Below are 10876 nucleotides of genomic sequence, written 5' to 3'. Positions count from 1 at the left end.
CGCTGGATCAAGCGAGGCAGCAGGGGGCTGTGCATCTCATCAACTCAACCACATCCCGCCGTGCGAGCGGCCCTCCGCCTTCTCGCCCTCGTCATCCTCGCGGCCATCGTGCCGTCGCGGTTCGGTCGGGCGAGCGTACCGCCGCGCGATCAGCGCTCGTTGACCTTCGCCTGTTGCATCAGCAGGTCGAGCTTGGCCTTCATCCGGTCCTGCGGCGTGCCGGTCTCGGCCCGGTACTGGAAGGTGTAGAGGACGTCCGGGGCCGGCTGGGCATCCGCAACGCCATAGATCGTGCTGATCATTTGCCGGTCGTTCGCGGTCAGCGCAACGCCGTCGTAGGGATGGGCGTGATGAAGCCGTTTGCGCCATTCCGTCTTCGCGGCCTCGCTCCCGGCCTCTGCGGGTGTCCCATGGCGGAAGACGTCGATCTCGGTCTTCTCGTCGGCGTTGTAGGCCACGATGCCTGCGATGCCCAACTGGGCATCCGCGGCGTCACGGGTGAATGCGAAGTCCAGCCGCAGGCGGCCGTCCTGATCGATCTTCTGCAACTCGGGCCCGTAGCTGAAAGCCAAGCGGCGATCGTCGAAGGCGAAGCTGCGGCCAAAGTCGATATGCAGCACCGATGCCGCCAGCGGCTTGGGCAGCAGGGGCCGCTGTGACAGGAAGCGGTCCCATTGCGAGAGCTTTCCTTCGTAGGACGCCGCGAAGAAGCCGGTCAGCAGCTTCATCCGCTCGATCTGGAAATCGCGCCCCAGCGTGGAGACCCTGCTCTCGAAACCGACCGTACCGTCGGGCACGGGCAGGTCGAATTCGACCAGCCAGTCGCTGCCGAACCAGGTGGTGATGTGCCAGGCGCGCACTTGCCAGACCCGGCCCCAGGAGTCGGTGAAGAGGGTGTCCTCGGTCGGAGCGCCCATTGAAACGATCTTGGCATTCTCGGCATTGATGTGGATCGTGGCCGGGGACGCCTTGAGCACCACCTCCCTGGCCATCTGGGCGTCCGAATACCACTTCGCCTGATTGACGTTGTTCGGCTTGTGCCGGTGGAACACGAGGTATCCCTTGAAGTTGGCCGAGTCCTGCCAGCCCTCGCGGCCAAGATCGAGCCGCGTGTAGCTCGGCTGAGTGAAGATCCAGTTGCCGTTGCCGTTCTGCACGACGATGGCGGGCGCGCTGCGCTCGTAGAGGCCGTGAAGCAGCCGTTCGCTGCCGCTGCCGCGGGGGAAAGTCTCGTTCGCGTTGTCGGCGAGCAGCCCGCGCAGCTGCGCCGTATTGAACTCGTCCGCCGCCTTCATATAGGCCACCGACAGCTCGGCGAAGCTCTTTGGCGCAGTGATGTCCGTCTTGAATCGTCCCGACCGCGTCTTGTCGAAGACGGCGAAGCCGGCGACGGCGCGCGAATCCACGCTCACCAGGTGATCTGGCGCGGTCTTCACGAGCGTGGCGGGAACGGCAATGTTCAGCGTGTTTTCGGTGGTGCGCATGGCGCGCACGAGGCCGATCACGCTGCCCTTGGCGTCGATCAGTGGTCCGCCGCTGTTGCCGCCCGATATCGGCGCGGAGAATCGCATCCACTTCCAGCGCCCGCTCTCGTCTTCCGGCGTGTCCGACGTGTAGTTCCCTTCCCGCATGACGACGCCCTCGCCGAGTGCGTTGCCGACGGCGTAGACCGTCTCGTTGAGCTCCGGCTTGTCATTCAGTTCCAGGAAGGCGGAACGATCCGGCTGCTTGGCCAGCGTGAACACCGCGAAGTCCTGGTCGATAGAGCCCTTGGTGATCTGCGCGATCGGATAGAGCTTGCCGTCCGCGTCGCGCAACATCGGCTCGCCGCGCGAGTCGCCGAACGCTGCGATCAGCACGTGCATCGCCGTGGCGTACTGGTTCGGGCCGATGGCGAAGGCAGTCCCTATCGACACGTACTTGTCGGAGCGCAGCTGGTAGGGAATCAGCTCCTGCCAGGGCTTGTCGTAGGTGACGGACTCCTGGGCCGGCTTGGGCAGGACGACTTCAAAGGTCGCCTCGCGCACCTTGCGCTGGATGTCGGCCTCCAGCGGCGCCGCGCACGCGCCGACGCAGAGCTGCAAAGCGAGAACCACAACCCCGCCGATGCGAGCCGCCGCTGCCAATGACTTTTGCATACGCCTCCCTTCTGGTGACGGCCCGAAGAAGGCTGGGCCGCCGAGGGATGCTGCGGCGGGCAGGCTGCCGGCTGGTATCGAGCGGGTGAAGAAGGATGAAGTGCCTGACGGGTGCCTGACTTGTGCCTGTCGGCCCGGCACCCCGCGCCACGCCCTTCAAACGCGACGGTTCAGCTTGCGAGCCCGCCACGCCAGCACAGGCAGCCCGATCAGCAGCAGCCATGCCGCAACCGGTTCGGGCACCGCCGAAGGCACGGCGTAGGTGAAGCCGCTGTCGCTTTGCAGCGTGATACCCAGCGCGGGGTCCAGGCCGCCCATGTAGAGGTAGGCGGAGTTGCCGTAGTCGGCACTGTTGTTGCGCCCATTGAGCACATCGCCTGGCCCCCAGCCGTTGGAAAACATTCGCGTAAAGGCCACGAGCCCATAGGTGACGCTGACCTTCTCACCCACTTTGGCGGAGAAGGTCGTTTCGTAGTCCTTCAACGCGTCGCCGCCGAAATCGTCCGACACGTCCACGTTTTGATTGAACTGGTTGATGCCGAAGGAGAGCCGCCCGCCGCCTTGCCCGCTCACGTCCATCAACACCTTGACCGACACGGGGGTTCCGGCGGGCAGCACGGTCGAGTTGATGGTCACGCGATCCGTCAACTGCGCCGTGGCGCGTCCACCGATGGAGACGTCGTTGCCGCCCGCACCTTGAATCTGGACGAAGGTGGACGCGTGCAGTTGGCCGAAGGATGCGAATGCGCGTGCCCTGGCGTTCATCACGAAGTTCGGCACCTGCGAGACGTTGCCGGCGTCGAATACCGAACGCAGATGGGTCACAGTGCCGGTGTCTGTCGTTGGCGAGCCGAGCCCGATGAACCGACCGAACCCCACGCACTCGAAAGAAGCGGTGCTGCCGGGTGTGCAGGAGCCGGTCGTGATGACGTTGTCGGCACTTTGCGTGAGCAGGAGCGCCTCCACAAAGACACCGGCCGCCGTCGCTGAAAGCGACAGGGTCAGCAATGAGGCCGCCGCGGCAAGTCGTGCGCATCTGATCAATAACGGCGCCCTGCGTGTTGTCAGCCGGCGCCGGGCCAGCCTGCCCACCAGCCACGGTTCAGGCACGACCGCAGCCACGGTCCAGTCGATGCCGTTGTCGGTCTGGGCGCTGCCGGCCGGCAGGCCGGCCATCAGGAATGCGATCAGTTTCATGGCGTGCTCCGAGATGCGGTGCCGCCACGGTAGAACGCGGCCGTTGCCGCGCCGTTGCGGCGCGCCTGTTCAGAGCCAGGTGGTGCGCAAGCTGGCCTGGATCTCGGGCCAGTCGGCCAGGCTGGCGCCCAGGCGTTCCAACCGGGCTGCGAGCACCTTGCCGCCCAGCGCCTGCGCCAGCTCCAGCGCGGCGGTGGCGTTGGTGCGGGGGTCATCGAGCACCGCCCGGGCCAGAGCCAGCTGTGACGCGTCGGCACCGGCGCGGCAGCGCACCGCCAGCATGCGCAGCCTCAGTTCGTCGTTCATGCCCGGCGCGTCGTCGTCGGGCAACCGCGCCAGCGCGCCGGCGAGGTCACCTTCGCAGCAACAGCGTTGGGCGTCCACTAGCGCGAGCCGCTGCCGGACACGTGGGTTCTCGAGTTCGTCGGGCGGCCCCAGGCGCCGCAACCAGCTTCGCGCTTCACTCACCTCACCGCGCAGCAGCGCGCCCACCGCGCAAGCCAGCCAGACCGGCTGCCCAGCCTGCGGCGACTGGGCCAGCGCATCGTGGTCCAGCGCCGCGAGCAGGGCCGCGGCGCGTGGCCACTGGCCCAGCACCGCCATCGGCTCCAGCACCGCCATGGCGATGCCGGCGATAGACATCGGCTGACCGATGGCGATGATCTCGTCGATGGCCGGCTCGATGTGGGCCCAGGTGCGGCCCCAGTCGCCGAGCATGAAATAGGCGTCGATGAACAGCGCGCGAAACATCGTCCTGGCCTCGCTGCCCTTCTGGTCGGCGCACAAGGCCCAGCCTTCCAGGGCCACCGGCAGCGCGTCGCCGGGGCGCGTTTGCTGCAGGAAAGTGACCGCCAGGTTGTACAGGGAGAACAGCTGCGTGGGCCGGTTGCCGAAGCGCCCGGCCAGCGCGGCGGCCTCACGCAGGTCGGCCTCGGCGGCGTCCACGTTGCCGCGCTCGGCCTGGAAGGCGCCGCGCAATTGCAGGCTGCGGGCGATCAGCATGCCGTCGCCGCGCTGCCGGCTGGCGGTGACGAATTGGTCGGCACGCGTGACAGCCGCATCGAAATGCGCGGCGGAGAACTCCAGCATGGCCAGCGATGCCAGCAGCTCCGCGCGTTCGGGGTGGGCGGGGTGGACGAGGGTCAGCGCCTCATCGCCCAGCATGCGAGCCTCGTCGATTCGGCCGTGCCGTTGCAGCGCGTCCATGCGCAGCGACAAGCCGCGCAGCCGCTGGCTGTCGTCGGTCGGCGGGGGCAGCGCGTCGAGCAGGGCGAGTGCGGCCTGGGCGCCCTCGCCGCGCACGAGATAGCGGGCGAGAGCGTGGCCCGCGTCCACCTCGACATCGGGCGGCAGTGCGGTGCCTGCGCACAGGTCTTCCAGGCGCTGCCGGCAGGCCTCGGCCTCGGTGCGGCGGCCCAGGCCGTTTTCAGCCTCCAGCAAACGGGCCAGCAGCATGGCGGCCTGGGGCGGCGTCGGCTCGTCGGCCAAGCCGTGTTGCCAATGCCGCGCCGCTTCGCCCAGTGCCGCCAGCGCGCGGGCGGCATCGCCAGCGGCCAGCCGGTGGGCGACGGCACGTCGGGGCTCGCCGCAGGCTTCGAAATGGCGCGCGGCCTCGGCGGTTGCGCCCAGCGCTTCGGCCCCCAGCGCCAGGCGGTGGTGCACCAGGCGCCGCCGCACCGGCTCCAGGGCCGAGTCCAGCGCTTGGCGTGCCAGGTCGTGCGCCCAGGCATAGCCGCCGGCCGCATGGGCCCGCACGAGCTGGGCGCGTGCTGCCTGCTCCAGCGCCTGCACCGTCTCGAGTTCCGACAGCGCGCAGGCCGAGGCCAGCCAGGCGGCACCGAAAGGCTCACCGGCCAGCGCGGCCGCTTCGAGCAGGCGTGCCGTCTGCGCGTCCAGTCGGCGCACCCGCGCCAGCACGGCCTCGCGCACGCTGGCGGGCATGGGCAGCTCGCGGTAGTCCTGCGTCACGGCGTCGAACGGAGTGCGCCAGCGGCCTTGCTCGTCGACGTCCAGCACCGCAGTCTCGGCCAGGTCGCGCAGCGTCTCCGAGATGAAGTAGGGGTGGCCGCCGGTGGCGCTGCACAGGCGCTCGGCAAAGCGCACCGGGTCGGCGGCGCCGGACAATTGGCGCACCAGCTCGTACACCGCTTCCGCCGACAAGGGACCGAGCGCGACCGTCTCGGCCGCGAGTGCCGCGCTGAAGCCCAGCAGTTCGGGGTCGTCGCTGGCGCCGCGCCAGCAAACCAGCTCGATGGTGCCTTCCGAGCCGGCCTCGCGGCGGCGTGCGGCGGCGCGGGCCAGCAGCGTGCGGCTGGCGGGGTCGGCCAGCTGCCAGTCATCCAGCACGAGGGCGTCGAAGGCGCCGCGCGACAGCGCCAGCCAGGCCTGGATGCAGGCCTCGTCGAAGCGCAGCCGCTCGGCCTGCGTGCGCAGCGGCGCCGGTGCCGGGCCCAGTTCGGGCAGCAGCCGGGTCACTTCGGCCACGATCCAGTCGTCCAGCCCGCGCAGGTCGGGCGGCTCGCCAGCCAGCACGCGCAGCACGCGGGCACAGGCACCGAAGGCGATGTCATGGTCGCCGCTGCGGCAGCGCACCAGCGCATAGGCGCCCTGCGAGGCCGCGAAATCGGTGGCCAGGCGGGTCTTGCCGACGCCAGCCTCGCCGACGATGACGACTGCGGTGCGGCGCGCCCAGGCGCCTTGCAGCCGCGCCACCTCGGTGGCCCGGCCGACGAAGGGCAGGCGCTCCGGCCAGGCCTGCGGGGGGCGGATGGGCAAGGGCGGGGCAGCCGGCGCGCTGCCGCGCAGCGACTGCGCCAGCGCCACGGTCTCGGGCATGGGCGCCAGCCCCAGCTCGGCCGCCAGCATGGCCTGGCAGCGCTCAAACTGGCGCAATGCCGCCTCGCGCTGGCCAGTGGCAGCCAGCAGGCGCATGGCCTGGCGGTGATGCCGCTCCTGCAGGCCGTCCTCGCTCAGCAGGGTCTGCACATAGCCCAGCGTGGCGGGCAGGTCGGCGCGCACCTCGGCGGCTGCGGCCGCGGCCTCCAGCGCGCGCAGCCGCAGTCGCAGTGCCCGCTCGCGCGCGGCGCTCAGCCACGGCGCGAACTGCGGCGCGTCGTCCAGCTGCAGGCCGTCCGCCAGCTCGCCCGGCCAGCCCGCAAGCGCCAGCTCGGGCATGGCTTCGGCCAGCAGCAGGTCGCAACGCAGCGTATCGCCAGGGTGCAGATGGTCGTCATCGGCCCGAAAGGATTCGGGCACGCCCGCCTCGCGCAGCCGCGCCAACTCGCGGCGCAGGTTGCGGCGCGCGCTGGGTTCGTCCAGATCCGGCCACAGCAGCGCGCACAAATGCGGGCGGCTGGCGCCGCCGTCCAGCGCGAGCACCAGCAGCAGCGCCTGCGTCTTGCGGTTCGTCAACGCCACGGGATGGCCACCGCGCCAAAGGCGCACCGGCCCCAACACGCGCAACTCCAGCTCGGCACCCGACGGTTCTTGCATGCGCGGATTGTGCGAGGTCAGCGCAGGCCGCTCGACGTGGCCGGTGCATTCGACATAGGGGTGCTCAGGAAGCGCGCCAGCTCGAAGGGGCTGTCGAAGTCGCGCTGGCTGCCATCGTCCAGCACCACGCGGGCGCTGAACGCACCCGGCCCCGGTGCCCACCAGGTGAGCAGACCGCAGCGCGGCGCCGCGAGTGCTCGCAGCCGGGTGGTGTTCTCGTCCATCGACATGCAGCGACTGTGGTGGCCAGGCGTTGCGGCAGCGTTGCGTGGCGCGTGGGCTTCAGGGTTCGCGGCCGGAGCGTTAAGCTGCCGCGCCTTCACGGAGCAATTCATGCGCGCAGCCTTCAGCCTTCTCGCCCTCGTCATCGTCGCGGCCATCGTGCTGTCGCTGGTCAAGAAGCAGGCCTCGGCCTTGAAGCCGCCGCCTGGTTCACCGGCGGCCAGTGCCGCCCTGCCCATGCCAAAGGCCGTTGGCGAGCAGGTGCAGAGCAGCGTCGACGAAGCCGCCAAGCGTGCGGCCGAGGCCGCCTCCGCTGCCACCAATTGAGGCCGTGGCCGGCCATAAGCTCTTCTTCGCGCTGCGGCCGGATGAACAGGCGGCCGAGCGCATTGCGCGCGCCGCAGCCGCCGAACATGTGGCGCGCGGCCTCGTGCCGCGGTTCAGGCCGAGCCGCATCTTCCACATCACGCTGCACTACTTCGGCCGCTTCGAGGGTGAGCCTGACCCGCAGCTCGTGGCGCGGGCGATGCGCGCGGCGGCCGAGCTTGTCTGGCCGGCCTTCGACGTCGGCTTCGAGCGCTTTGCGAGCTGGGGTCGCGAAGGCGCACTCCAGCACCCCTTCGTCCTGACCGGCGGCCAGAGCCTGGAGGCGGTGCGCGAGCTGCGCGACGCGCTGGCTGATCGACTGGTTGACCATGGCCTGCCGGCAGTGAAGGACTATGAGCCCCATCTGACGCTGCGCTACGACAAGCGCCCGGCGCCTGCCTGGGAGGTCGACCTGGCGGGCTGGACGGCGAGCGAGCTCGTCCTCGTTTCCAGCCCCCAGGGCCTGACGCAGCATGACGTCATCGCACGTTGGCCGCTGCAGGGCTGAGGTCTGCTCCTACAGCCCGTGAAGCTGGCGGCCGACGGGCGCGTGGTTGCGGATCGACCACGATCAAGCAATCCCTGCCAGCGGAGGCCACCATGATCCTCAAGCCCGTTCTTGCCGTCCTCGCCACCTCGGCCCTGACCATGAAGCTGGTCCAGCACCTGGGCCAGAAGCATCACCAACGCCGCGTGCGCCACGACGGTAAGCAGCATCGCGAAGATGTCAGCCGCTGGGAAGCAGAGGGCGGCAATCTGCCGGAGCCCCAGCTGCCGGCCAAGCGCTGAGTCAGCCGTCGACGATGGCTTGAGCGAGCGCCCGAACGCTCAGCGGCGCCGAGCCTTCGGCCTTGTTGGAAATGGTGATGAAAGCATCCTGCCCCGCGCCCGCCGTGCCGCGGATGATGCGGGCCAATTCGGCGCGCGTCTCGGGGTCGGGGTCCAGCATCTCGTTGAACTCGCCATAGCGCTTCTCGGCCTCTTCGTAGCCATAGGGGCCGTGCAGGCGGTTCAGGTTCCATCGCACCACCAGCGGCCCCGGCCACAGCGCGCGCAGCAGCGGCAGTTGCTCGGCCAGCGGCGGCAGCTTGGGATGCAGGCCGACGCAGTAGCGCGCGCCCGTGTCGCGCAGCAGGGCCGCGAGATCCGGAGTCAGCCAGGCAGCGTCGCGTACCTCGACAGCGATGACGCCCACAGGTGGTTTGGGCAGGGCCAGCAGCAGTGCATGCAGCCGGTCGAACTGCTCGCTCATGCGCGCAAGCAGCGGCCCGGGCAAGGGGCTGAGCTGGAAGACGAGGGCGCCTATCGTGGCGCTCAGGCCTTCGAAAGCGGGCTCGATGAAATCCTGCATTGCCGCCGTCGGATCCAGGAACAGCGGGTTGAGTTCCTGGCCGCGTCCGTCCTCGCTGCGCAGCAGCGCATCCGTGACGAGGCTGGGTGCCTTGACCGTGAATCGAAAGCCCGGCGGCACCTGGCTGGCATTTCGCTCGAAGTCGCTGGCCGCAATCGGCCGGTAGAAGCCGCGGTCGATGCCCACGGCGCGCAGCAACGGGTGGGCGGCGTAGGCGGTCAGGCCGGTCTTGGACAGCGTGGCCTCGCTGTGCTTGCCGGCCCAGACCAGCCCCTCCCAGCCGGGGTAGCTCCAGGTCGAGGTGCCGAGGTGCACGTGAGGCGACAACGCCGCAGCAAGCGCTTCGTCCGCGGCCATGGGCGGCGCGGGCTGCACGCCGCGCGGGCGCTTGAGCGGCAAGTCGCCGCCGAACAACTCGTCCTGCATCAGAACATCAGGAATTTCAGCAGGACGATGTTCACACCCAGCAGCAGCAGCGCCGTGGGCCATTGCGCGCGGATGACGGCGTTCTTGTCCTTCAGCTCGAGCAGGGCGGCGGGGATGATGTTGAAGTTGGCGGCCATGGGCGTCATCAGTGTGCCGCAGTAGCCGCAGAACATGCCGATGGCGGCCATCACGGCCGGGTTGCCGTGGTGCATGCCAAGCAGGATGGGGATGCCGATGCCGGCCGTCATGACCGGGAAGGCCGCGAAAGCATTGCCCATGACCATGGTGAACAGGGCCATGCCCAGGGCATAGGCCGCCACCGCGAACAAGGCGTTGTCGACGGGGATATAGCTGGTGGTGAGATGGGCCACGGCCTTGCCGACGCCAGCGTCGGTGAACAACAGGCCCAGCGTGGCCAGCAGCTGCGGCAGCAGGACCGCCGGCCCCATGGTCTCCAGCAGGCGGCGCGCCTCGCGCAGGGCCTGCATGGGGCGTTCGCGCGTCATCCACAAGGCGCCAACCAGGCCGACCAGCGCGCCGAGGCCGACGCTGATCAGCGTGACGTTCTTGGGTTCGACGAGCAGCAGGCCGCCGAGGTGAACGTCCTTCAGCGTCAGCGTGCCGACCAGGGCCAGTGTCGTGATGGCCAGGATGGGCAGGAAGAGCTTGTTGCCCAGGCGCGCGGCGCTGGCCTGGCGTTCGGCCGGCTCCCGCTGGCCATGCTTGCCGATGGACACGCCGCCGAGCCCGCCCAGCGCGGCGAGCATGAGGACGATCAACCCGCAGATGACGGGCGGCAGGTTGTCGCCGACCAGGTAGATGACGGCCCACAGGGCCCAGAACAGGCCGCTGCTCCAGCGCCGCGGATTGCTGTGGTCGCGGCAGGTCAGCCAGGCGACGATCAGCAGCGCGGCGCCGGTCAGCAGGAAGAGCTGGTCGAGCTTGAGGAGGGCGGTCATGGCTTGGCTTCCTCTTCAGCACGGGCGCGGGCGATGTCCTGCGGCAGGCGATGGTCCATCCGGATCAGCCGCGCGGCGTGGATGACGAAGGCGGCAATGGCCGTCGGGATGCCCCACAGCGCGATGTGCAGCGGGTCGGTGACGATGCCGTTCTCGGCCAGGAAGGTTTGCATCAGCACGATGGAGCCGAAGGCGACGAAGATGTCCTCGCCGAAAAAGAGGCCGACGTTGTCGGTCGCTGCGGCCATGGCCTTCCACTTGTCGCGCACGGCCTGCGGCACGGGGCCGTGGGTCTTCTCGGCGGCGGCTTCGGTCATGGGCGCGACCAGGGGCCGAACCATCGGGGCATGGCCGCCCAGCGACGTCAGGCCCAGCGCCGCGGCGGTCTCGCGGATGAAGAGGTAGACGACCAGCAGACGGCCCGCCGTCGCCGAGCGTATGCCTGCGATCCAAGTCTGGGCACGTTCGCGCAGGCCGTGGCGCTCCAGCAGGCCGATGATGGGCAGGGGCAGCAGCAGGGTCAGCGGCAGGTTGCGCGTCTTTACGAAGCCGGTGCCGAGCTTGGCGAGGATGAGGTCCGGCGGCAGCTTGGCCGCGAGGCCGGTCGCGATGCCGGCCACCGCGACGACGAGGACGGGGTTGAAGCGCAGCACGAAGCCGACGATGACGACGGCGACGCCGATCAGCGGCCACAGGGAAACGTCTGCAGTCATGAAAAAGACTCC

10 protein-coding genes are annotated in these 10876 nt (G+C 69.5%); 3 read left to right on the top strand and 7 right to left on the bottom strand.

Features of this window, described 5'->3' with window-relative positions:
* Positions 1 to 149 precede the first annotated feature (149 nt).
* The 4 genes from AC1DW0_RS19655 to AC1DW0_RS19640 form a co-directional block, all read right to left on the bottom strand.
* Entirely contained in the window at positions 150 to 2084 is a 1935-nt protein-coding gene (locus tag AC1DW0_RS19655) for a S1 family peptidase (RefSeq protein WP_477947501.1), read from the bottom strand.
* A 210-nt stretch (positions 2085 to 2294) separates the two neighbouring features.
* On the bottom strand, positions 2295 to 3335 hold the full coding sequence (locus AC1DW0_RS19650) for a hypothetical protein (RefSeq protein ID WP_477947499.1): 1041 nt from the start codon (positions 3333 to 3335) through the stop codon (positions 2295 to 2297).
* Positions 3336 to 3404: 69 nt separating this feature from the next.
* Complete coding sequence (locus AC1DW0_RS19645) at positions 3405 to 6827, bottom strand: BTAD domain-containing putative transcriptional regulator (protein ID WP_477947497.1); 3423 nt, start codon at positions 6825 to 6827, stop codon at positions 3405 to 3407.
* Between the two features lie 17 nt (positions 6828 to 6844).
* Positions 6845 to 7057, bottom strand: coding sequence for a hypothetical protein (locus AC1DW0_RS19640; RefSeq protein WP_157281630.1), 213 nt, complete (start codon positions 7055 to 7057; stop codon positions 6845 to 6847).
* Between the two features lie 103 nt (positions 7058 to 7160).
* Between AC1DW0_RS19640 and AC1DW0_RS19635 the strand changes: the two genes are divergently transcribed.
* The 3 genes from AC1DW0_RS19635 (at position 7161) to AC1DW0_RS19625 (ending at position 8204) form a co-directional block, all read left to right on the top strand.
* Positions 7161 to 7376 (top strand): hypothetical protein, encoded by a 216-nt coding sequence (locus AC1DW0_RS19635; RefSeq protein WP_457321476.1) that lies wholly within the window; start codon positions 7161 to 7163, stop codon positions 7374 to 7376.
* A 4-nt stretch (positions 7377 to 7380) separates the two neighbouring features.
* Positions 7381 to 7923 (top strand): 2'-5' RNA ligase family protein, encoded by a 543-nt coding sequence (locus AC1DW0_RS19630; protein ID WP_477947495.1) that lies wholly within the window; start codon positions 7381 to 7383, stop codon positions 7921 to 7923.
* Positions 7924 to 8015: 92 nt separating this feature from the next.
* Positions 8016 to 8204, top strand: coding sequence for a hypothetical protein (locus AC1DW0_RS19625; protein ID WP_056197841.1), 189 nt, complete (start codon positions 8016 to 8018; stop codon positions 8202 to 8204).
* A gap of 1 nt (position 8205) precedes the next feature.
* Here AC1DW0_RS19625 and AC1DW0_RS19620 read toward each other — a convergent pair whose 3' ends face one another.
* From AC1DW0_RS19620 to AC1DW0_RS19610, 3 genes are read right to left on the bottom strand one after another with little or no spacing between them, the layout of a single operon-like run.
* Entirely contained in the window at positions 8206 to 9192 is a 987-nt protein-coding gene (locus AC1DW0_RS19620) for a DUF72 domain-containing protein (RefSeq protein ID WP_477947493.1), read from the bottom strand.
* Positions 9192 to 10151: a DUF979 domain-containing protein gene (locus AC1DW0_RS19615; RefSeq protein ID WP_477947491.1), complete on the bottom strand. Its 960-nt coding sequence runs from the start codon at positions 10149 to 10151 to the stop codon at positions 9192 to 9194. Before AC1DW0_RS19615 ends, AC1DW0_RS19620 begins: the two co-directional genes overlap by 1 nt.
* Positions 10148 to 10864, bottom strand: coding sequence for a DUF969 domain-containing protein (locus AC1DW0_RS19610; protein ID WP_056197835.1), 717 nt, complete (start codon positions 10862 to 10864; stop codon positions 10148 to 10150). The genes AC1DW0_RS19615 and AC1DW0_RS19610 overlap by 4 nt, the downstream gene beginning before the upstream one ends.
* Between the last annotated feature and the right edge of the window lie 12 nt (positions 10865 to 10876).

The organism is Roseateles sp. P4_D2 (genome assembly GCF_056401875.1).
The sequence above is the reverse complement of the archived record's forward strand: the minus strand, read 5'-3'. Positions and strand labels throughout refer to the sequence as shown.